Raw genomic sequence first — 23,194 nt, forward strand, 5'->3', positions numbered from 1 at the left:
AGCTGCCAGCACAGGTTCTGCAAGGGTTTCAGCCATCAAAGTGACTGAAACACAGCAACAACCAACGCTGGCAGCTCTTTTTTTCATACCTCACCCGGTTGAGCTTTGGCGCGCTTTGCGCCATGCTTGCGGTCCATGACTGCTGCCCCCACCCTGCTCATCGTCTACCACAGCCACACCGGCGGCACCCTGCAGATGGTGCAGGCGCTGCGCGAGGGCGCGCTGTCGCAAAGCGATAGTCCCGTGCAGCTGCGGCTGCTGCACGCGCGCGATGCCAGCACCGCCGATGTGCTGGCTGCCGACGGCTATGTGTTTGCCACGCCCGAGAACCTGGCTGCCATCAGTGGCCTGATGAAGGATTTTTTCGACCGCTGCTACTACGGGGCGCTGGAACAGATCAACGGTCGCCCCTACGCCACGCTGGTCTGCGCGGGCAGCGACGGCAGCAATGCCGCACGCCAGGTGGCACGCATTGCCACAGGCTGGCGCCTGAAGGCCGTGGCCGAGCCTTTGATCGTTTGCACCCACGCCCAAACCCCAGCGGCCATCGCCGCCCCCAAGCAACTGCACGCCGACGATCTGGCCGCCTGCCACACGCTGGGCGCCGCTTTTGCCAGCGGCTTGCACCTGGGCATTTTCTAGCAACCCGCTGCAGGCGTAGGCAGCCGCACCCACTGCGCTGCGCTGTGCTGCACTGCGCTATGCCACTTAGCGGCGGTGCGGCACTTCGCGCACCGCCAGCGGTTGGGGTTTGAAATAGAAGGTCAGCACCAAGGCCGCACAGCATGCCGCCAGCACCGGCAGCATGGCTAGGCGCAGGCCCCAGACCTCACCAATCAGCCCCAGTGCGGGCGGGCCGACCAGGATCGCCACATAACCGAGCGCCGCCACGGCGCCCACACGCTGCGCGCTGTTGCCGCCGCCCTCTGCCGCCGCTGACAGCGACAGGGGAAAGCCCAGCGCCGCGCCCAGACCCCAGCACAGCACGGCCACGGCCCCCAGCGCCGGGTGCTGCGCCACAACCACCAGCAGCAGTCCCAAGCCACCCAGCACCGCGCTGGCACGCATCAGTGCCAGCCGCGTAAAGCGCTGCAGCAGCCACTGGCCGCTCAAGCGCGCCACCGTCACCCCCAGGGTGAACAACATGTAGATCAAAGTGCCTTGCGCCTCGCTGAACTGGTAGCCATCCACCATCAGCAGCGGCAACCAGTCGTGCGCAGCCCCTTCGGTCAGCGACAAGCCCAGCGCAAACAGGCCAATCAACAGCACCCGCGGGTCTTGAAAGGCCCGCAACACAAAACCGCTGGCGGGCTCTGCAGCCGCAGCGGCCGGGTTCTGCAACGGTGTCTGCGCAGCGCTGTGGTTGTCCACGAGCCGCACAAAATGAGCCGTCCCCCCCGCCCCTGCCAGCGCCACCCCCAGCAAGTGGGCCGCCACAGGCACCTGCAGCCAGGCCATCAAGGTGCCCAGCAGCGCCCCCAGCACACCGCCCAAGCTGAAGCACCCATGCAAGGTGGTCAGCAGCGTGCGCTGTTGCAACTGCTCCAGCGCACCGCCCTCCACATTCACGGCAATATCGGACCAGGCCATGCCCACCCCAAAGGCCATGAAGCCGGCCACCACCACCGGCGTGCTGGCCAGGCCTGTACCCAGCCCCAGCAGCGCCAGGCCCAGCAGGTTTACGGTCATGCCCAGCCCCGTGGCGCGGCGGGCACGGCAGCGCTCCACCAGCCAGTTGGCCGTCAGAATGCCGGCCATCGAACCCATCGAAAACCCAAACAGAATGAGCCCCATCTGCTCGGTGCTGGCCTGCAGCGCATCGCGCAGCGCCGGGGTGCGCGTGACCCAGGAGGACGTCGCTACGCCCAGCACCACAAACACTGCAAACAAAGCTGTACGCAGGCTGCGCGCTTTCTTTTCTTCCAACATTGCACATCAGCGCCGGCAAGCGGCACGCCTTTCCTGCCTGCATCCTAGCGAGCGCAGCGCCTGCCTGCAGACACGCACGTGCAGAGCTTGAGCAAGCCAAGCCAAGCCTATAAAAGCAGAGCAGCCCACGCTGGCCAATACTTGGCTAGCAGGCATTTGATTAAAAAATCTGCAGCGCACTGTCACGCGCTAGGCCGCAAAACGGCTGCGCTGGTGCATAGTCATGGGCATGCAATCGAACTCGCGTTTTGGCCCGCACCTGCGGCTTATTGGTATGGCGGTGTTGTGGGGTGCCTCCTGGCCGGCCGGGCGCATCATTGCGCAAACCATGCCTCCCCTGGCAGGCGCTTGCCTGCGTTTTGCACTGGCGGCGCTGGTGCTGATTCCCTGGCTGTACTGGGCCGGCGGCCTGGGCCAACTTAAACACTGGAGCGCCCAGCGCTGGATGGGCATGGCGGCAGCCGGTGCTACCGGCGTGTTTGGCTACGCTGCGTTCTTTCTGTCTGGCCTGCAGCATCTGCCCGCAGGCAAGGCGGCACTGGTCATCACACTCAACCCCGTCATGACACTGCTGATGGCCGTTTGGCTGTTCAAAGAACGGCTGAACGCCATCATCGCCATCGGCATGCTGCTGGCATTTATAGGGGCCATGGTGGTGCTCTCGCATGGGCGGCCGCTGGAGATTTTGCAAGGCGCCATGGGCGTGGGCGAGTTGCTGATTTTGGGCTGTGTGGTCTGCTGGGTGCTCTACACCCTGATTGGCCGCTGGATGCTAACCGGCGTGGATGCACTGTCCACCACCACCGTCACCAGCAGCATTGGCGCCATCTTTTTGCTCATCGCCAGCCTGGTGGTGGAAGGGCCGCAAGCTTTTTCAACCGCTGTGCACAGCGGCAGCACGGCCTGGGGCGCCCTGCTGTTTCTGGCCTTTGGCGCCACCGCTCTGGCCTATGCCTGGTACTTTGATGGGGTGAAAGCCCTGGGCGCAGGCGCTGCCTCTGGCTACATCACCTTGGTGCCGCTGTTTGGCGTGCTGATTTCAGCCTACTGGCTGGGTGAGACCATCGACACCCCCATGCTGCAGGGCGGCGCTATGGCGATTGCAGGCACCGCGGTCATGAACTGGGGCCGTGCACGGGCATGACGCGCGCTGAGCGCCCTTAAAAAACCATAGCTGGCTGCACAACACTGGCCAGCGCACCCTCAGGAAAAGCCTTGGACAAATGCCAAGGCTTTTTTGCCAAGGGATTTCCCTAGCACCAAAATCAATAAAACACCAATTTTTCATTAGTTAACAATCAGGCAGAGTAATTAACTCATATTTAGTCTGCACCATATATGTGCTGTACGCGCATATCGTTATGCTCCGGCGTTTTACCGCAGCACTTGGAATAAAACTTTCCACCAATAATCACCAAGCTGCTGCATTCACACCCCAATCCGCAGTATTTACGGCCCCGTTTTTCATGGGGTTTTCTTATGAATGCATTCGCAATTCAAGCGCCAGCGAGCCCGTCCCATTCCCTGAGTGGTCGTAACCATAATGTGGACCAAGCCATGCAAGACGTCAGCCGCCAGGCCGATGCATTAATGCTGGTACTGGTGATTATCTCGGCCCTGCTGGCCCTGCCCATTGGCTGGCAGCACAGCGATATGGATGTGGCCCTGGTTGCTGCGCCCACGCTGGTGGGTCTGGCAGCCCTGGTCTTCTGGAGCAGCCGTGGCACGGCGCTGGCGCGCTATGCTTTACCGCTGCTGCTGTGCGCCACAGTGGCCTTGCAGATCCAAGTTTCGCTGGGTACGGTGGAGTTTCACTTTGGCGTTTTCGTGACCTTGGCCCTGGTGATGGTGTACCGCCAATGGCGCGTGGTGGTGGCGTGTGCAGCATTTTTTGCCATTCACCATATTTTGTTTGACCGCCTGCAAGCCTGGGGTTATGGCATTTACTGCACCACGCAAGCAGACTTCATGAAAATCGTGCTGCATGCGGCATTTGTGATTATCCAGACTGCTGTTGAGGTTTTTATTATCAAAAACATGGTGCAGTCATTTCAGCAAGGCATTGAGTTACAAGGATTGGTCCGCGCCATTCACGATGGGGGTCAATTCAATTTGAATATCCCCCATGAGCGCGTTAGTACACCGCTGGCCATGGATTTAAAAGCGATTATCTTGAAGCTCAATGAAACCGTGCGGACTGTCACCCACAGCGTGACGCAGGTGCATACGGCCAGCAAGGAGATCGAAATGGGCAGCGGCGATCTGTCGGCCCGCACCGAGACCGCCTGCAGCGCGCTGGAAGAAACCGCCAACGCCGCCACACGCATCATGGCCAGCGCCGAGCAGGCACGCACACTGGCCACCGAGGCCGACACCATGACCCGTCACGCCGCCGAGGCCGCGCAAAAAGGTCAGAACGTGATGAGCGATCTGGCGCAGAGCATGGGCGCCATCCACCAGCAGTCGCAGCAGATTTCCGAGATCGTGGGCGTGGTCGATGGCCTGGCCTTCCAGACCAACCTGCTGGCGCTCAACGCCGCGGTGGAAGCCGCGCGTGCTGGCGAGCAAGGCCGGGGCTTTGCCGTGGTGGCCGAAGAAGTGCGCCGCCTGGCGCTGCGTTCGGCCGAATCGGCCAAGCAGATCCGCACGCTGATTCAGGCCTCCGAGGCCTCCATCCAGACCGGTGCCACCCAAAGCCAGCAGGCGCTGGCGGCCATGCAGGAGCTGCTGCACGCAGCCCACAATGCCACGGGCCATATGCACGAGATCGTCAGCGCCAGCCAGGAACAAAATGCCGCTATGGCCGACATCACCGAGGCCATGCATGCGCTGGAGACCTCCATGTCGCAGAACTCCGCGCTGGCCGAGCAATCCAGCGCCGCCGCCTCCAGCCTGCAAGACCAGACCGTGCACATGGCGCAGTGCGTACAGGCTTTTAAAATTTAAGAGCAGCTTGCGCTGATAAACAAAGGGGTTCAGACCACAATTGGCCTGAACCCCTTTGTTATTGAGCGTTAGTTGCTCCTAAAACTTCTACAGCGGCTTGCGCATGGTGATGTGGTCAATGCCCGCTTCGTCATACACCTCGCCTTCGGGGACAAAACCTGCACGGGCATAAAAGCTCTGCGCATGCACCTGGGCGTGCAGCACGGCCGAGCGGTCACCGCGCTCGCGCGCAGCCGCGATCAGCTTGTCCAACACCTGGCGCCCCAGCTGGCCGCCGCGCATCTCGCGCGCCACCGCCATGCGGCCAATGCGGGCCACGCCCGGTGCATCGGTCACCAGACGGCCCGTGGCCACCGCGTAGCCCAGGCGATTCACGGCCACAACATGGCGGCAGATGGGGTCAAACTCGTCCATCTCCATCTCGGCGGGCACGCCCTGCTCTTTGACAAAGACTTCCATGCGCAGGCGCTCCGCCAAGCGCCCCAGATCATTCCAGTGGCCCGAGCGCAGCTCCACCATCGCTTCGCCGCCCTCAAACGCGGTGAGCATGTCGCGCAGAGCTTGCGGCACCGGCTGCGGGGTTTGCGTGGCATCGGCAAACACATACACCAGCTCCACCGTGTTGAGCAGCTGCTGCCCCCGGAAGATGCCCGCCTCAAACTGCAGCGAGGTGGTGCCCTGCTTGACGCAGCGAATGCCCACGTCCAGCACATCGCCCATCTGCGCCGAGGCGTGGTAGGTGACGCTGGCTTTTTTGACGAACAGCTCCCCCCCCAGGGCCGCCCAGCTTTGCGCATACGGCATGGCCATTTGCTTCCAGTACTCGGTCACGGCCACATCGGCATACATCAGGTAGTGGGCGTTGAAGACGATTTTCTGGGCATCTACCTCGGCCCAGCGCACGGTCAGGCGCTGGCGGCAGCGAAAGTCTTGAGGACGCATGAATGCTCTTTCCTATCAATAGTCAAACTGTGGCGCTGGTACCCAGCGCGCTGCGCAGCGCAGCCGCCATGGCGGCATGCGCCTGGCGTGCTTCGGCAATGGCACGGCCCATTTTGATGAACTCGTGCGTCACGCCCTTGTAAATCTCCAGCTCCACCGGCACGCCGGCCATGCGCAGCATGTCGGCGTACTGCACGCCTTCATCCACCAGCGGGTCCAGCTCGGCCAGGCAGAAAAATGCGGGGGCCACGCCCTCCACATCGGGGGCCAGCAAGGGGGCAAAGCGCCAGTCTTCGCGGTCGGCCGCGTCGCGCACATAGTTGTCAAAAAACCATTGAATGCCCGCGCGCTCCAGCACCAGTCCGCTGGCGTAGCGAAAGTGCGAATCGGTGTCTTGGTGGGCGCAGGTGCCGGGGTAAATCAGCAGCTGCAGCTGCAACGGAATGCCAGCGTCGCGCGCCAAGATAGCGCACGCCGCTGCCAGGGTGCCGCCCGCACTGTCGCCACCCACGGCCATGCGCGTGGTGTCCAGACCCAGCGTCTGGCCATGGCGGTGCAGCCACAGCAAGGCATCCCAGGCATCGTTGCTGGCCGTCGGAAACTGGTGCTCCGGCGCCAATCGGTAGTCCAGCGACAGCACTGCGCAGCCCGCCAGGTGCGCCAGCTGGCGGCACAGTACATCGTGCGTGGCCACGCTGCCAATGGTGAAGCCGCCGCCGTGCAAATACAGCAGCACGGGCACATCACCCTGCATGTGCGGCGCGTACAGGCGCGCTGGCAGCTGCGCACCATCGCGGGCCGGAATGTGCACATCCTGCACACGCGCCAGTTCTTGCTTGGCAATTTCCAGCACGCCCGCACCCGCTTCATAGGCAACGCGTGCCTGCTGCGGTGTCAGGGTGTGCAGATGGGGGCGGTTGGCCCGCACCATGCGGCGCAACACATCGCGCATGGCAGGGGTGAGAGGATGGTTCAGTTCGTGTTCTTCGTTCACAGCACGCAAGCAGCAATCACAAAGCTGCACATCATGCAGCAATCACAGGGCCGTTGCAGGCCCATGGCTTGTCCCTTGCGCGACGATATGGCGCCTGCCCTCAGGGTTCCCAAGGTGGCTGCCCACCGCCACTTTGGCCAAGATAAAGACCGTTCACAACGCGTTTGCCTGGAGAGCAGCATGGCCTTTATCAATTACGTCACGCAGATTCAGTTTGACTTTGGCGCCGTGCGCCTGCTGGCGCAGGAGTGCCAGCGTGTGGGCATCACCCGCCCCCTGGTGGTGACCGATGCCGGCGTGAAAGCTGCAGGCGTGCTGCAAAAAGCCCTGGATGCGCTGGCCGACCTGCCCGTGACCGTGTTTGATGCCACCCCCAGCAACCCCACCGAGGCGGCGGTGCGCGCAGCCGCCCAGCTGTACCAGCAGCACCAGTGTGACGGACTGATTGCGGTGGGCGGTGGCAGCGCCATCGACTGCGCCAAAGGGGTGGCGATTGCTGCCACGCACCCCGGACCACTGACCACCTACGCCACCATCGAAGGCGGCTCTGCCAAGATCACCGATGCGGTGGCCCCCATCATCGCCGTGCCCACCACCAGCGGCACCGGCAGCGAGGTGGCACGCGGGGCCATCATCATCGTGGATGACCACCGCAAACTGGGCTTCCATTCTTGGCATCTGGTGCCCAAGGCCGCCATTTGCGACCCGGAACTCACCTACGGACTGCCCCCCGTGCTGACGGCGGCCACCGGCATGGATGCGATTGCCCACTGCATGGAGACCTTTATGTCGGCGGCCTTCAATCCCCCTGCCGACGGGATTGCGCTGGACGGCCTGACCCGTGGCTGGGCGCACATAGAGCGCGCCACCCGCCACGGCCAGGACGCCGAAGCCCGCCGCCAGCTCATGAGCGCCAGCATGCAAGGCGCCATGGCCTTCCAAAAAGGGCTGGGCTGTGTGCACAGCCTCAGCCACAGCCTGGGCGGGGTAGCGCCGCGCCTGCACCATGGCACCCTGAACGCCATGTTCCTGCCCGCTGTGCTGCGCTTTAACGCACAGGCGGAATCGGTACAGCGTGAACAGCGTTTGGAAAAAATGGCCCACGCCATGGGACTGCGCAGCGCCAGCGACATTCCGGCCGCCATCCGCGACATGAATGCCCGCCTGGGCCTGCCCACCGGTCTGGCCGCGATGGGCGTGGAGCGCGACTGGTTCCGCTCGGTGATTGATGGTGCACTCAAAGACCACTGCCACGGCACCAACCCACGCATTGCCTCTGCCGAGGATTACGAGGACATGCTGGCCACATCCATGTAACCCCGCCAACGTGGCCGCGCCATGGGCCTAGACGGCCTCCGGTGGCGGAGGGGCAGCGTTTTTGCGCGCGGCACGCACGCTGGCCACCAGCTCCTGGGCCATGTCGTGCAGCACATCCATCTCATCGCCGTCCATGGCGCGCGGTGCGTCATGCATGATGCACAGCGTGCCCAGTACCTCACCGTGCTTGGTGGTCAGGGGCACCCCGGCGTAGAACTTCACCTCAGCCTCTGACAGCGCCGGATTGTCGGCAAAGCGGGGGTCACGGGCCACGTCCTCCACCACCAGATCCTCCCCATCGCGCACCACGTACGAGCAGATGGAACTGTCACGCGGCAACCCTGGCGCGCCCTGCGCACTCGCGCTGCGCAGCAGCAAGCTCCCAGGGGTGTGCACCCAGTCATGATCGACCAGAGACACCTGCGCATACTTCACATTGAACGCGTTGGCCGCTTTGAGCGCTGCCTCCTTGTAGATCGGCAGCAGCGCCGGGGATAACGCGCCACTGTGCTGCAGCGCTTGCATGCGCGCCCCTTCGTTCTCTGGCAGCGCAGCAGGCACATAGCCTTGCCGGGCCTGCTCAGGGGCCTGCATCTGCTGCATGCGCAGCAGCAGCTCCTGCATGCTGGTCACCACGCTGGTGGCGCCCATGCGCTCGATCACCTCGTCCTGCAGCACTTCGGGGACGGCGTTCCATAAGGCCAGCACCACCTGCACCTGGGGATAGTTGCGACGCACCCGGCGCAGCAGCTGGCGCACCATGGCCTGCGGGTGCGCTTGGAACGACGCCACCACCAGCCACTGCACATCGCCCCAGCCCGCCGTCTCTTCAGGCCCCACGGCCGCTGTCAGGGCATGGCTGGCCGAGGTAGCCGGCATGCCATGCAGCTGCAGGCTGTGCATGACCATGTCTGCCGCCAGCGCATCCACCTCCCAGCGCGCGCCCACGCAGTGCACACGGCCCAGCCCTGCCCCCACGGGCTGCGCTGTGGGTGCTGGATAGTCTTCCAGCAGGTCTTCCAGCACATCCTCCATGCCATTGGACAGGCGCATGCGGTGCTCGGCCGTGGCGTTTTCCGTGTGGTGCTGGTAGGCCAGTTGTAGCACCGGCAAGCCAATGTGCTCGTAAAAATCTACCACGGCCTTGGCGGCATCTTGCACCACCGGCTTGCCAGGCATGCGCTGGGTAATGTCGCTTTGCGCCAGGTCGATGGCGCCGTTGACATCATCGGCCAGCAGCCGCTGGTACAGACGGTGCGGCGCATCGAGCACCGGCTGGCTGCCCAGCAGCACCTCCATGAACTGCAGGCCGGGCAGATAGCGTCCCAGCACCAGCAGGCAGACCGTCAAAGGGGTCGACAAAATCAGACCAATCGGCCCCCACAGCGCGGTCCAGAACGTGGCCGCCATGATGATGGCCAGCGTCGACAGACCCGTGCTGCTGCCGTACAGCCAGGGCTCAATCACGTTGTTGCTGATCAGCTCCAGCAACAAGATCAGCCCCAGCGTCCACAGCAGCATGTCCCAGCCAGGGGCTACCGCAAAGGCCAGTGCCAGGGGGAAAACGGCCGAAATCATCGGCCCGACATAAGGCACAAAGCGCATGATGGTGGCCAACACCCCCCACAGCACCGCCCCGGGCACGCCAATGAACCACAGGCCCGCTGCCATGGGCAGGCCATACGTCACGTTCACAATGAACTGCATGCGCAGATACTTGCCGATGCGGTCCGAGGCCTCATCCAGCGCATCGGTGGCCACATGCAAATCGCCCCCCATGAGGCGCAGCAACCGGTCGCGCAGGTCATCGCGATCCAGCAAAATCAAAATCACAAACAGCAGCACGATGCCGATCATGGCCACCGGCTCACTCACCTTGCTGAGCCACTGCACCACCACCTCCAGCGGCTTGGCCTCCTCGCGCACCACCTCCACCTTCTGCACCTTGGGCGCGTTGCGGGCAACATCGGCCGCTGCATTGGTGATTTCGGTCTCTACGGTGCTATAGGTTTTAATAGCACCATCCCACGCACTGGGGCCGCTGCTGAGTGCACGCAGGTTTTTGAGCTTTTGCTTGATGGTGTTTTGGTAGGTGGGCAAATCTGCGCTCAGGCCCTGCACCTGCTTGCCCAGATAAAACCCCATACCCAAGAGCGCGCCCAGCGCCATGGCTACCACCAGCAAGGTGGCCAGCATGCGCGGCAGCCCCCAGTGCTTCAGGCGTGAAACCGCCGGGTCCAGCAAGAAGCCCAGCAACACGGCCAGCGCCAGGGGAATCAGAATATCGCGCCCGAAGTACAGCGCGGCAATGAGCACACTGGCAATCAGCAGGCCGATCAGCCAGCGCAGTGCGGGCAACACCGCCACCAACGAAGAGACGCTCAGATCACTGGGACTGGCCGTGCGTGCCCGGCGCTCGCGCCAGGGGGCATGGGCCCGGGTGCTCTCGGGGGCCGGAGCAGCGGGGGGCAAAGACGGTTCGTGCGGCATGGCGGGCAACAAGGTGAAAGTGGCGCCCAGAATCGCACCCTCTGCCCTGCCGCGCCTGTCATCCTTTTACGCCAGGCTGCGCATGAATTTTTAGCTTTTTAAGGCTCTAGCCCTGATGCAGCAAGCGCTACGCGCTATCAATACATGGATTGCCGCCAGTCGATGGCCTCTTGCTGCAAGACCACGTCCACATCCACGCCCAGCGCCAATGCCACATCCACCGGAAATGCGTCGGCCATGGTGCGCTCGCTCCAGCCACTGTGCTTGACGCGGTTGCACCACACGGCCAGGTGCAGCACACCGGCCATGGGGTCGAACGCCTCGCCCGCCAGGGGCGCTTCCATCGCTTGCACGGCGGCCACCACATCGGCCGGCAGATTCCACTGGCGCAGCAATGCGGCCGTGGTGCTGTTGGCGCTGTAGCCCCAGTGCTTGGCTTCCAGCCGTGGGCGGCGCGGATCCCACAGACCCAGGGCCTGATCGATGGGCGCCGTGCGCTCTGGTTGCACCTGGTGCAGTACAACCTGCCCCAGGCCATGCAGCAGGGCCGCCAGATAGGCCGCGCAGCCATCCAGCCCCGTCAACCCCGCCAGGCTGCGCGACAACTTCGCCGTGGCATGGCTGACACGGGCAAACTGCGCCATGTCCACGCCAGCAATGGGCCGCGCGGTCAGACCTGACTGGGCTTTTTTGAGCAACGCGCGCAACTGCCGCACCCCCAGCAATGCCAGGGCCTGCGAGATGCCGCGCACCTGGCCGCTCATCTGGAAAGCGCTGGCATTGGCGCTTTCCATCAGCTGCGCGGCCAGCACCGGATCGCCTGCAAACAGCTGGTTCAAGCGCCGCAGATTGGGTGTATCGCTGAGCAGCTCCCGCATCAGCAACGCCAGCACGCGCGGCTGGCAAGGCAGGGAGAGTTCGTCAGCAACGTGCATAAACAGGTGTCAGCGCGGAAAGAAAAAGTAATCGGACAGGGCAATGCGGCAAGCATAGCCTTGCGCTGGCGAAAGCCGCCGTATCACTTAGCAGCGTTGTCGCATTCAGCATGAATTTGTTGACTGGAAATGCGGCAGGCTGGCAGGCCAATTCCAGCCATTGCGCGCTGTGCAGTGCCCGCTTACAGCGGCCCGCATCCATGCGGCGAAAAAAAGGGCTGCAGTGTGCAGCCCCTCGCTTCAGCTTCTGTCTGGTGCAGCCACTGCCTGAGCGCTGCACCTGTTTGCGCTTACTTCTTCAGACCTTGCAGTTTGGCGAAGGCTGACGCCATGGCGTTTTGCTGCTCTGGCTGGTTGTTGCGCTGCGGCTGCGCATAACCGCCGCGCTGGCCACCGCCGTAGCTGTTGCCACGGCCTGCGCCTTCAAAGCGGTTGTCACGCGGGCCATCACGGCGTGCGGGGGCTGCGTCCAGCTTCATGGTCAGGCTGATGCGCTTGCGCTCCACATCCACCTCCAGCACCTTCACCTTCACGATTTGGCCGGTCTTGACCACCTCGCGTGCGTCTTCCACAAACTTGTGGCTCATCTGGCTCACGTGGACCAAGCCGTCTTGGTGCACACCCAAGTCCACAAACGCGCCAAACTGCGCCACGTTGCTGACGGTGCCTTCCAGGGTCATGCCTTCGCGCAGGTCCTTGATGTCATCCACACCGTCATTAAAGCGTGCCACCACAAAGTCCGGGCGCGGGTCACGGCCGGGCTTTTCCAGCTCACCCAAGATGTCTTTGACGGTGATGGCGCCAAACTTCTCGGTCACAAACTGCTCGGCCTTCAAGCCTTTGAGCACTTCGCTACGGCCCATGAGTTGATCGACCGGCTTGCCGGTGGCCGTAATGATCTGCTCCACCACGGCATAGGTTTCCGGGTGCACGCCCGTCATGTCCAGGGGGTTCACACCATCGCGAATGCGCAAAAAGCCTGCAGCCTGTTCAAACGTCTTGGCACCCAAGCCCGACACTTCCATCAGTTGCTTGCGACTTTGGAAAGAGCCATTGGCATCCCGCCAGCGCACCACCGACTTGGCGACCGAGCCCGACAAGCCGGACACGCGGGTGAGCAGCGGCGCCGAAGCGGTGTTCAAGTCCACGCCCACCGAGTTCACGCAGTCTTCCACCACCGCATCGAGCTGGCGTGCCAGCTCGCTTTGGTTCACGTCGTGCTGGTACTGACCCACGCCAATGCTCTTGGGGTCAATCTTCACCAGCTCCGCCAACGGATCTTGCAGGCGGCGTGCAATCGAGGCCGCGCCGCGCAGGCTCACATCCACATCCGGCATCTCTTGCGAGGCAAACTCACTGGCCGAGTAGACCGAAGCACCGGCTTCGCTGACCACCACCTTGGTGATGTCCTTATCTGCCTTGGCTGCCAACTTGATCAAATCGGCTGCCAGCTTGTCGGTTTCGCGGCTGCCTGTGCCATTGCCAATGGCAATCAGGTTCACACCATGCTTTTCCACCAGTTTGGCCAGCGTGTGCAGCGAGCCTTCCCAGTCCTTGCGCGGCTCGTGCGGGTAGACGGTGGAGGTGTCCACCAGCTTGCCGTTGCTGTCCACCACGGCCACTTTCACGCCGGTGCGAATGCCTGGGTCCAGGCCCATCACCGTCTTAGCGCCCGCTGGGGCGGCCAGCAACAGGTCGCGCAGGTTGTCGCCAAATACCTTGATCGCCACTTTTTCAGCATCTTCACGCAGGCGGCTGAACAAATCACGCTCGGTCGACAGGCTCAGTTTGACGCGCCAAGTCCAGGCCACGCATTTGCGCAGCAGGTCATCGCTGGCGCGCTTGGCATGGCTCCAGCCCAAATGCAAAGCAATGCGGCCTTCGGCCAGGCTGGGCTGACCGGGTTCTGGCTCGATGGGCTGCACCAGCTTGGCTTCCAGAATCTCCAGCGCACGGCCACGAAACACGGCCAGCGCGCGGTGCGAAGGCACGCGGCCAATCGGCTCGTCGTAATCAAAATAGTCGCGGAACTTGGCAACTTCAGGGTCGTTTTCGTTTTTGGCTTCCACCTTCTTGGACTTGAGCAGGCCCTCCTCCCACAGCCACTCACGCAGCTTTTGCACCAGTGCAGGGTCTTCGGCCCAGCGCTCGCTCAAGATATCGCGCACGCCGTCGAGCACCGCGAAGGTGGTGGAGAAATCAGGGCCGGGTTTGCCATCGTCAAGCACCGTAGCGGGCTTGCAAAAGGCTTCCGCCTCCTTGTGCGGGTCCAGCGTGGGGTCCGCAAACAGCTTGTCGGCCAGCGGCTCGATGCCAAACTCCTTAGCGATCTGGCCCTTGGTGCGGCGCTTTTGCTTGAACGGCAGGTAAATGTCTTCCAGCTCTTGCTTGGTGGGCGCATTGGCAATCGCCAGGCGCAGCGCATCGGTCAGCTTGCCTTGCTCATCGATGGCCTTGAGCACCGTCGCCCGGCGGTCTTCCAGCTCACGCAGGTACGACAGGCGGGCCTCCAGCTCGCGCAGCTGCACGTCGTCCAAGCCGCCCGTCACTTCCTTGCGGTAGCGGGCAATAAAAGGAACGGTGGCCCCACCGTCCAGCAATTCCACCGCAGCGTTGACTTGCTGCGCACTGACTTTGATCTCTGCGGCAATTTGCCCAATGATTTTTTGCATGCGTGCTGCGCCCCGCGGCGCTGGTTCTCCGAAAACGGGCAAGTGTGCCATAGACGCCAGCGGCTGCTGCCATGCAGCTGCAAGCAAATGCATATCCCCATGCAGGACTGTTAATTGATAGCTATCAGCGCTTGCCAGATATGGGTCAGCGGGCAAAATGGCTCTAAACCTCTGAACCCATGCAAGACGATTTGTTTGGCACCGCTGCCAGCCCTGCCCCGCCAGAACCGCCCAAAAAGCCTGTCAAACGGCCTGCCGGCGTGCAGGCTGCTGCGCCCTCAACCGCGCTGCTGGCCCTGGCGCCCACCTTGCCCGCTGCGCTGCGCATGGGGGTCTCTACCTGGTCTTACCCCGGCTGGGACGGCCTGGTATGGGAGGGCACTTATGACGCGTCCACCCTCTCGCGCAAAGGCCTGGCCGCGCTGAGCCAGCACCCGCTGATGCGTACCGTCTGCGTGGATCGCACCTTCTGGCGCCCTCTGAGCGTGGAGCAATATGCCCAGATGGCAGCGCAGGTGCCCCCAGACTTTCGCTTCATGGTCAAGTGTCCCAATGTGGTGACCGATGCCCTGGTACGCGGGGAAGATGGCCAGGGCCAGCAGCGCAACCCCGTGTTCCTGCAGCCCAGCCTGGCAATCGAGCAATTTGTGCAGCCCACGCTGCAAGGGCTGGGGGACAAGCTCGGGGTGCTGGTCTACCAGCTCAGCCCACTGCCATGGGACATGCTGGCCCGCCCGGATCTGTTGTTCACCCAGCTGGGCGCCTTGCTGGCAGCCACGCGCCAGGCCTTGCAAGCGGCGCCCGAGGTGATCGTGGCGATGGAAGTGCGGGACCCCATGCTGCTGGAACCCGGCTTGGTGCAGACCTTGCAGGCCCACGGCACCACCCTGTGCCTGGGCCTGCACGGGAAAATGCCCCCCATTGCGCAGCAGCTGCCTTGGCTGCGCAGGCTGTGGCCCACACCGCTGGTCTGCCGCTGGAACCTCAACACCAGCTTTGGCCCTTTTGGCTACCCCGCTGCGCAAGAAAAACACCAGCCTTTTGATGCCATCCGCAGCCCCGACCCCGAGACCTTGGCCGTGCTGGCCCGCACCATCCACGGCATAACCGGTGCAGGCCAACCGGCCTTTGTCACCATCAGCAACGATGCCGAGGGCTGCGCGCCCCTGTCCATCCTGCGGCTGGCCGAGCAATTGCGCCTTTTGGGCAGCTTGCCCAGCGCCTGAAGGCGCCCTGCGCAAGTTATGAATCGTTCACATTCAGTTCACCACAGGCAACAGACACCAAGTACTTGCCCCACGACAAAGCCGTAAGCGCGACAATTTGACACATTCTGACTAACAAAAACTAACAAGCCATAGTTTTTGTAACAACAACGCTGCGTGCACGCTGCCGTGCACATGTGTCAAATTGCTTTGACCGCAAAGAACTTATGGTGAAACTTCGTGACCTTCTCCTCCTGGCCGGTGGCGTTGCTGCAGCAACCCAGGCCAGCGCCTTGTCGCTGGGCAATACCCGCGGCAGCGTTCAGCTCGGCCATCCCATGGACTTGGTGTTCCAGGTACAGCCCGACGCAGGCCACACCGCCGACAGCAGCTGCATCCGCGCCGAGGTCTGGATGGGAGACACCGCACTCGACCACGACCACATCACCCTGACCCCCCAGGCGCATGCCGTGCGCGTGCGCACCACCACCCCGGTCTATGAGCCGCTGATCACCGTCAAACTGCACGCAGGCTGTGAAGGGACCATGGCGCGCAGCTACACTTTTTTCGCAGATCCGCCCACCACCTTGGCGGCATCTGTCGAACCGATTGACCTGAACAAAATTCAAAGCCGCGCGCTACCCGTGGCCCGGCCTGCAGCCGTACGGCCCAGTGCGCCGCCCAAGCCGCGCGCCGCCAAGCGCCCGGTGAACCCCAGCGCCGCTGCAAAGGCCACACCGCCTGCTGCAACCGCAACCACGGCCGCCCCCACCAGTCCGCCCGCAGCAAAAGCCGCCAACGCCACCAACAACGCAAGCCCGCCAGCACCACAGACCGCGCAGGTCGATACGCCCCCAACCACGACACCACGCTTGCGCGTGGAGCCACTGGAAGGCATCGACGCGCCTGCTGCAACCACAACCACGGCCGCCGCAGCGGCCACCCTGGCCGATACAGCGCTGTCTGCGCCCACTGATACCGCTGTGCAGACCCAGTTGCTGCTCGACGCCAACGCCGCGCGCTTGGAAGCCATGGGAAAGCAGTTGCAAGCCCTGCACACCCAGCTGACCCATAACCGCACCGAGATCAGCAGCTTGCAAACCCAGCTGGTGCAGGCCCAGAACCAAGGCTTGCCCCTGTGGGTACACCTGATGCTGGGCATGCTGGCTTTGGCGCTGGCCACAATCGCCTGGTTGCTGCAGCGACTGCGTCAAACACGCCAGCAAGCACAACCGACATGGGCCGATACGGTGCTGGCGGTGGGAGATTCGGCCAGTGCCACCACCATAGACACCCAGGCGCCCGCAGCTACCCCCGCAACATCGCCTGCGACCCACTCCAACGCCGTCAAGCCTGTCGTTGCCAGCCCGGCGACAGAACTCGTATCCGCCGCGGCCACTGCCCCTGCACTGCCGAACGTAGATGCACCCGTGCCCCACTGGAGCAGCAGCGAGGCCCCCACCCCCACGTTGATGCCCGATGAGCTGTATGCCGAATTTGAAAAGCTCTCCGCCCCGCCCCACCCCAGCCCGTCTACAGCCATCGCTGCAGAGGTATTGACGGCGCAAGCACTGTTCGACGTGCAAGAGCAGGCGGAGTTTTATGCCTCGATTGGCGAGAACGACCAGGCCATTGCCATTTTGCAAGCACATATTGCCGAGCACGAGGCCTCATCCCCTCTGGCGTATATCGAGCTGCTGCAATTGCTCTACCGCCTGGCGCGCACCGATGCATTCGATCAGGTGCGTGAAAAATTCCAGACCCATTTCAACGTCAAAGTGCCGGATTTCCTGGGTTTTGCCCGCAAAGGCCATGACCTGTGGAGCGGCTACCACGACGTGCTCGGCCAGATCGAGTCGCTGTGGCCCACCGATGATGTCCAGGCCCTGTTGCGCAGCTTGATGGTGCGCGAGCCCGCCGCTGCGCATGCGGACCCCGATCTGCGCTTTGATCTGTCGGCCTTTGACGACTTGCTCATGCTCTACAACGTGGCCCAAACCACCCCTGCCGCCAGCCGGGGCCAGTTGCCCGGCCGTATGCGCACAGCGCCCAGCGAGCCACCGCTGCCAGAGATCCTGGTCGCGCCGGTACTGCCCACCAGCGCCACGCAGCCGCCGCCAGCCCAACCAGCCAGCGCGCCTTTGGCCTTGCACGAAGCGCATCTGGAAATGCTCAGTGCTGCGCCCGCAGAAGCCCCCCTGGCCCCACCCAAGCCACTGCCTGATTCGCCCTTTCAAAGCACCACGCACTTCGCACCCAGCGAAGCGCTGATGAGCGAGCTTTCCCTGGATTGGAGCAGCAGCACAGGAGGCACGGCTGGTGTACCTACGCCACCCGATCACAGCCAGACGCCAGACACTTTCCACATGGATGAGCGCGACCTCCCCAAGCCGCCCAAGGCCCCCTGAAGGACCACCGCACCCACAGCACCGTGTTGCTGGGGGGGCGCAGGCCCACACCACGCCACACACCGCCCGGTGCGTGGCGTTTTTTTGTGTCCAGCACAGGCGCGAACATCCTGCAACACACTATTTTTCTCGTTGTGTCCCCGCTTTCACCCTGACGCAGCTGCCTTATTCAGGGCATAGCCTCCCGGTACATGCGAAAATCACGGTTTGCGCAGTTTTGACACGCGTTGGCCTCCAGGGCCGCCCGACTGCCCCCACACACAACAAATCAGGAATTAGCCATGGAAGCCGAACGCATCAACCAAATCGAAGCCACCCTCGCCGATCTGTCCACTCGGACAGAAGAGCTCCGGAGGTATCTTTGACTACGATGCCAAGTTTGAACGCCTGCGCACCGTCAATGCTTCGCTAGAAGACCCTGCGGTCTGGAACGACCCCAAGAAGGCCCAAGAGCTGGGCAAAGAAAAGAAGTCCCTCGACTCCGTCGTGCTGACGTTGCAAAAACTCACTGCAGAGCTGGCCGACAACGCCGAGCTGTTTGAGATGAGCAAGGAAGAAGGCGACGACGCGGGTCTGGAGACCATCGAAGGAGAAGCTGCCAAGCTGCGCCCTTTGATTGAAGACTTGGAATTCCGCCGCATGTTCAACCAGGAGGCCGATCCGCTGAACTGCTTCGTCGACATCCAGGCCGGCGCCGGTGGCACGGAAGCCTGCGACTGGGCCAGCATGCTGCTGCGCCAATACCTCAAGTACGCCGAGCGCAAGGGCTTCAAAGCCACCGTGGAAGACGAAACCCCGGGCGATGTGGCGGGCATCAAGAGCGCCACCATCAAAATCGAAGGCGAATACGCTTTTGGCCTGCTGCGCACCGAAACCGGTGTGCACCGCCTGGTGCGCAAGTCGCCATTTGACTCGTCGGGCGGCCGTCACACCAGTTTCTCCTCGCTGTTTGTCTACCCCGAGATTGATGATTCGATCGAGATCAACATCAACCCCGCTGATGTGCGCACCGACACCTACCGCGCTTCCGGCGCCGGCGGTCAGCACATTAACAAGACCGACTCTGCCGTGCGCCTAACCCACATGCCCACTGGCATCGTGGTGCAGTGCCAAGATGGCCGCTCGCAGCACAGCAACCGCGATGTGGCATGGCAGCGCCTGCGCTCGCGCCTGTATGACTACGAAATGCGCAAGCGCATGGAAGAGCAGCAGAAGCTGGAAGACACCAAGACCGATGTGGGCTGGGGCCACCAAATCCGCTCCTATGTGCTGGACAACAGCCGCATCAAGGACCTGCGCACCAACGTTGAAGTCTCAGCCACCCAAAAAGTGCTGGACGGCGATCTGGACGTGTTCATCGAAGCCTCGCTCAAGCAAGGCGTTTAAGGGAAAACCACATGCTGCGTGAAGGACAAGCCACAGCCATTCAACGGGCTGACTACCAAGCACCGGCTTGGTGGATCGAAACTGTCGATCTGACGTTCGATCTGGACCCTGCCAAGACCCGTGTGCTCAATAAGATGCGCATTCGCCGCAATCCCGACGTGCCCGCACAGGCGCTGCGTCTGGATGGTGATGAGCTGAACTTGGCGCGCGTCATGGTCAATGGCGGCGGCACCTCGTTCAAGATGGATGGCAACCAGTTGGTCCTGGAGAACCTGCCCGAGGGTCATGACCCTGTCGAGCTGGAAATCTTCACCACCTGCGCGCCTGACAAGAACACCAAGCTGATGGGCTTGTATGTGAGCGAAGGCACGTTCTTTACGCAGTGTGAGGCCGAGGGCTTCCGCCGCATCACCTACTTCCTGGACCGTCCCGATGTCATGGCGATGTACACCGTGACGCTGCGTGCCAGCAAGGAAGCTTTCCCCGTGTTGCTGTCCAACGGCAACCTGGTCGATGCTGGTGATCTGGAAGATGGTCGCCACTTTGCCAAATGGGTCGACCCACACAAAAAGCCCTGCTACCTGTTCGCACTGGTGGCAGGCAAGCTGGTGGCGCGCGAACAAAAGATCAAAAGTCGCGCAGGCAATGAGCACTTGCTGCAAGTGTTTGTGCGCCCTGGCGACTTGGAGAAGACCGAGCACGCCATGAACTCGCTCATGCACTCCGTCGCATGGGATGAGGCACGCTTTGGCCTGAGCCTGGACCTGGACCGCTTCATGATCGTCGCCACCAGCGACTTCAACATGGGCGCTATGGAAAACAAAGGCCTGAACATTTTCAACACCAAGTACGTGTTGGCCAGCCAGTCCACCGCGACGGATGTGGACTTTGCCAATGTGGAAAGCGTGGTCGGCCACGAATACTTCCACAACTGGACCGGCAACCGCATCACCTGCCGCGACTGGTTCCAGCTGAGCTTGAAGGAAGGTCTGACGGTCTTCCGTGACCAAGAATTCAGCATGGACATGGCGGGCACCCCCTCGGCGCGCGCTGTCAAACGCATTGAAGACGTGCGCGTGCTGCGCACCGTGCAATTCCCCGAAGATGCAGGCCCCATGGCGCACCCCGTGCGCCCAGACAGCTACATCGAGATCAACAACTTCTACACCGTCACGATTTACGAGAAGGGTGCAGAAGTGGTGCGCATGCAGCACAACCTGGTCGGCCGCGAAGGCTTTGCCAAGGGCATGAAGCTGTACTTTGAGCGCCACGACGGCAATGCCGTGACGTGCGACGACTTTGTCCAGGCGATTGCCGATGCCAACCCAGCCAGCCCCCTGGCCCAGCATTTGCAGCAATTCAAGCGCTGGTACAGCCAGGCAGGCACCCCTGTGGTCCACGCCACTGGCCAATACGATGCTGCGGCGCAAACCTATACCCTGACCCTGTCGCAAAGCTGTGCCTCCACGGTAGATCAAGCCGAGAAGCTGCCCTTTGTGATTCCGGTGCAAATGGGCTTGCTGGGCCAAGACGGCCGCACCCTGCCCTTGCAGCTGCAAGGCGAGAGCGACAGCCAAACCAACCGTACGCTGGTGCTGACAGAGGCCGAGCAGACTTGGGTGTTTACAGGCATCCAGCAAGCGCCGGTGCCCTCCCTGTTGCGAGGCTTTAGCGCTCCCGTGGTGCTCAAGTACGCATTCAGCGATGCCGAACTGCTGACCCAACTGGCCAGCGACACCGACTCGTTCAACCGCTGGGAAGCCGGACAACGCTTGGGTCTGCGCTACGCACTGCAAGCCATCCAATCGGATGCCCCTGTCACGGCAGACATCCTGCCCGCTGACTTTGTCAACGCTTTGCGTGATGTATTGCGCCACCCCGAATTGGATGCCGCGTACAAAGACCTGGTGCTGGCCTTGCCATCCGAAGCGTATATGGCGGAACAGCTAGACGTTGTGGACCCACAGCGCATCCACACGGTACGCGAATCCATGCGCCTGCAGCTGGCCACCCAGTTACAAGCTGACTGGGCCTGGGCATTCGAGACCTATGGCGACACCGGTGCTTATCAGCCCCACCCCGTTTCTTGCGGCAAGCGTTCACTGTCCGGCTCTGCGTTGTTGATGCTGTGTCTGGCCGCACCTGTTACGGGCGACACTGTCTGGCCCGGCAAGGCCTACCAGCGCTTCAAAGACGCGGGCAATATGACCGACCGTTTCAACGCCCTGTCTGCCCTGGTGCACAGCAATGCCGAGCTGGCCAAGCCTGCACTGGAGCGTTTCCACGCTCTGTTCAAGAACGAGCCACTGGTGATCGACAAATGGTTCAGCCTGCAAGCGAGCACCTGCGACCGTGGCGGCAATGTGTTGCCTGCCGTCAAGCAGTTGATGAAGCATGCAGACTTCAGCCTGAAGAACCCCAACCGCGCACGCAGCCTGATCTTCAGCTACTGCAGTGCCAACCCCGGGGCTTTTCACCGCAGCGATGCCGCCGGCTATGTGTTCTGGAGCGAGCGCGTGCTGGAGCTGGACGCCATCAACCCCCAAGTGGCCGCCCGCCTGGCGCGCGCCATGGATCGCTGGAGCAAGCTGGCGCAGCCCTACCGCACCGCAGCCCGTGAAGCCATTGCCCGCGTAGCTGCCAAGCCTGATCTGAGCAACGATGTGCGCGAGGTTGTCACCCGCGCTCTGGGCAACGATTAAGCATCAAAACCGCTGCTAGCGCTTATGCACCAAGCGCTAGCAGCTATATTTTTAAAGAACAGATTGCCGCAGTGCACTCTGGTTTGAGGAGAAAACTTATGACACGTCGTGTCAGCCTGACCCGCTACTTGGTGGAACAACAACGTGTGGATGGCCGCATCCCACCCCAGCTGCGCCTGCTGCTGGAAGTGGTGGCCCGCGCTTGCAAGCGCATCAGCTTTGCCGTGAACAAAGGCGAGCTGGGTGATGTCATGGGCACCGCCGGCAGCGAAAACGTGCAAGGCGAAGTGCAAAAGAAGCTGGACATCATCGCCAACGAAACACTGATCGAAGCCAATGAATGGGGCGGCCACCTGGCTGCCATGGCCTCCGAGGAAATGGAAGGCATCTACGTGGTGCCCAACCGTTATCCCCAAGGTGAATACCTGCTGATGTTTGACCCCTTGGATGGCTCGTCCAACATCGACATCAACGCCTCTATCGGCACCATCTTCAGCGTGCTCAAAAAGCCCGAAGGCCACCCTGGTGTGCACGACAGCGACTTCATGCAACCTGGCACCCACCAAGTGGCTGCGGGTTACTGCATCTACGGCCCCCAAACGACCCTGGTGCTGACCGTGGGTGACGGCGTGACCATGTTCACCCTGGACCGCGAGCAAGGCTCCTTCGTGCTGGTGGAAGAGAACGTCAAAATCCCCGAAGACACCAAGGAATTTGCTATCAACATGTCGAACATGCGCCACTGGGACGAGCCCATGAAGCGTTACATCGACGAGTGCCTGGCTGGTGAAGAAGGCCCACGCGGCAAGAACTTCAACATGCGCTGGGTGGCTGCCATGGTGGCCGACGTGCACCGCATTCTGTGCCGCGGCGGTGTCTTCATGTACCCTTGGGACAAGCGCGAGCCCCGCAAGGCTGGCAAGCTGCGCTTGATGTATGAAGCCAACCCCATGAGCTGGCTGATCGAGCAAGCCGGTGGTGCTGCCACCAACTGCCGCGAACGCATTCTCGATATCCAGCCTACCGAGCTGCACCAGCGTGTCTCCGTGGTGCTGGGCGCCAAGAATGAAGTGGAACGTGTGACCCGCTATCACCTCGAAGCAGATCAAAAGTAACTATAATATTATTCTGTTGCCAGTGTAGCTCAGTCGGTAGAGCAGCTCATTCGTAATGAGAAGGTCGCGTGTTCGATTCATGTCTCTGGCACCAAGTCAATCAAAGAAAGCCTGCTATTCAAAAAGTAGCAGGCTTTTTTTATTTTTGAATCG

At 62.3% G+C, this 23,194-nt stretch carries 15 protein-coding genes and 1 tRNA gene; 10 read left to right on the forward strand and 6 right to left on the reverse strand.

All coding sequences use genetic code 11. The annotated features are described in order from the left end of the window. Positions 1–135: 135 nt before the first annotated feature. Positions 136–642, forward strand: a complete 507-nt coding sequence (locus AC27VO_RS14855) for a flavodoxin family protein (protein ID WP_488667494.1) — start codon at positions 136–138, stop codon at positions 640–642. A gap of 66 nt (positions 643–708) precedes the next feature. Here the strand turns inward: AC27VO_RS14855 and AC27VO_RS14860 are convergent, their stop codons facing one another. Continuing rightward, positions 709–1,929: an MFS transporter gene (locus AC27VO_RS14860; protein ID WP_488667495.1), complete on the reverse strand. Its 1,221-nt coding sequence runs from the start codon at positions 1,927–1,929 to the stop codon at positions 709–711. Between the two features lie 223 nt (positions 1,930–2,152). Here AC27VO_RS14860 and AC27VO_RS14865 point away from each other — a divergent pair, with 223 nt between their 5' ends. Both AC27VO_RS14865 and AC27VO_RS14870 read left to right on the forward strand, forming a co-directional pair. Then, positions 2,153–3,073, forward strand: coding sequence for a DMT family transporter (locus tag AC27VO_RS14865; RefSeq protein WP_488667496.1), 921 nt, complete (start codon positions 2,153–2,155; stop codon positions 3,071–3,073). A 413-nt stretch (positions 3,074–3,486) separates the two neighbouring features. Beyond that, positions 3,487–4,875, forward strand: a complete 1,389-nt coding sequence (locus AC27VO_RS14870) for a methyl-accepting chemotaxis protein (protein WP_488667497.1) — start codon at positions 3,487–3,489, stop codon at positions 4,873–4,875. An 87-nt stretch (positions 4,876–4,962) separates the two neighbouring features. Here the strand turns inward: AC27VO_RS14870 and AC27VO_RS14875 are convergent, their stop codons facing one another. Beyond that, entirely contained in the window at positions 4,963–5,817 is an 855-nt protein-coding gene (locus AC27VO_RS14875; RefSeq protein ID WP_488667498.1) for a YbgC/FadM family acyl-CoA thioesterase, read from the reverse strand. Between the two features lie 22 nt (positions 5,818–5,839). Continuing rightward, the gene (locus AC27VO_RS14880; RefSeq protein ID WP_488667508.1) at positions 5,840–6,769 is read right to left on the reverse strand and encodes an alpha/beta hydrolase; all 930 of its coding nucleotides are present in this window, start codon (positions 6,767–6,769) and stop codon (positions 5,840–5,842) included. Positions 6,770–6,991: 222 nt separating this feature from the next. Between AC27VO_RS14880 and AC27VO_RS14885 the strand changes: the two genes are divergently transcribed. Continuing rightward, positions 6,992–8,128 (forward strand): iron-containing alcohol dehydrogenase, encoded by a 1,137-nt coding sequence (locus AC27VO_RS14885; RefSeq protein ID WP_488667499.1) that lies wholly within the window; start codon positions 6,992–6,994, stop codon positions 8,126–8,128. Positions 8,129–8,155: 27 nt separating this feature from the next. Here AC27VO_RS14885 and AC27VO_RS14890 read toward each other — a convergent pair whose 3' ends face one another. The 3 genes from AC27VO_RS14890 to AC27VO_RS14900 form a co-directional block, all read right to left on the reverse strand. Continuing rightward, on the reverse strand, positions 8,156–10,618 hold the full coding sequence (locus AC27VO_RS14890) for an AI-2E family transporter (RefSeq protein WP_488667500.1): 2,463 nt from the start codon (positions 10,616–10,618) through the stop codon (positions 8,156–8,158). A 137-nt stretch (positions 10,619–10,755) separates the two neighbouring features. Next, complete coding sequence (locus tag AC27VO_RS14895; RefSeq protein ID WP_488667501.1) at positions 10,756–11,553, reverse strand: HDOD domain-containing protein; 798 nt, start codon at positions 11,551–11,553, stop codon at positions 10,756–10,758. 290 nt (positions 11,554–11,843) lie between these two features. Next, positions 11,844–14,225, reverse strand: a complete 2,382-nt coding sequence (locus tag AC27VO_RS14900) for a Tex family protein (RefSeq protein ID WP_488667502.1) — start codon at positions 14,223–14,225, stop codon at positions 11,844–11,846. A gap of 179 nt (positions 14,226–14,404) precedes the next feature. Between AC27VO_RS14900 and AC27VO_RS14905 the strand changes: the two genes are divergently transcribed. From AC27VO_RS14905 to AC27VO_RS14930, 6 genes are all read left to right on the forward strand, one after another. After that, positions 14,405–15,451, forward strand: a complete 1,047-nt coding sequence (locus AC27VO_RS14905; RefSeq protein WP_488667503.1) for a DUF72 domain-containing protein — start codon at positions 14,405–14,407, stop codon at positions 15,449–15,451. A 206-nt stretch (positions 15,452–15,657) separates the two neighbouring features. Next, entirely contained in the window at positions 15,658–17,838 is a 2,181-nt protein-coding gene (locus AC27VO_RS14910) for a type IV pilus assembly protein FimV (protein ID WP_488667504.1), read from the forward strand. 281 nt (positions 17,839–18,119) lie between these two features. Next, positions 18,120–19,224 (forward strand): peptide chain release factor 2 gene (gene prfB / locus AC27VO_RS14915; RefSeq protein ID WP_488667505.1). Its coding sequence is split into 2 segments (ribosomal slippage): positions 18,120–18,200 and positions 18,202–19,224, totalling 1,104 coding nucleotides; the frame shifts between segments, so codons are not numbered across the junction. Between the two features lie 11 nt (positions 19,225–19,235). Beyond that, the gene (gene pepN, locus AC27VO_RS14920) at positions 19,236–21,926 is read left to right on the forward strand and encodes an aminopeptidase N (RefSeq protein ID WP_488667506.1); all 2,691 of its coding nucleotides are present in this window, start codon (positions 19,236–19,238) and stop codon (positions 21,924–21,926) included. A 98-nt stretch (positions 21,927–22,024) separates the two neighbouring features. After that, positions 22,025–23,041 carry a class 1 fructose-bisphosphatase gene (locus AC27VO_RS14925; protein ID WP_488667507.1) on the forward strand — a complete coding sequence of 339 codons (1,017 nt, stop codon included), beginning with the start codon at positions 22,025–22,027 and terminating at the stop codon, positions 23,039–23,041. Between the two features lie 18 nt (positions 23,042–23,059). After that, positions 23,060–23,135 (forward strand) — tRNA-Thr (locus tag AC27VO_RS14930). The last annotated feature ends 59 nt before the right edge of the window (positions 23,136–23,194 follow it).

The sequence above is a fragment of the Comamonas sp. 14P8.1.4 genome (assembly GCF_057799285.1).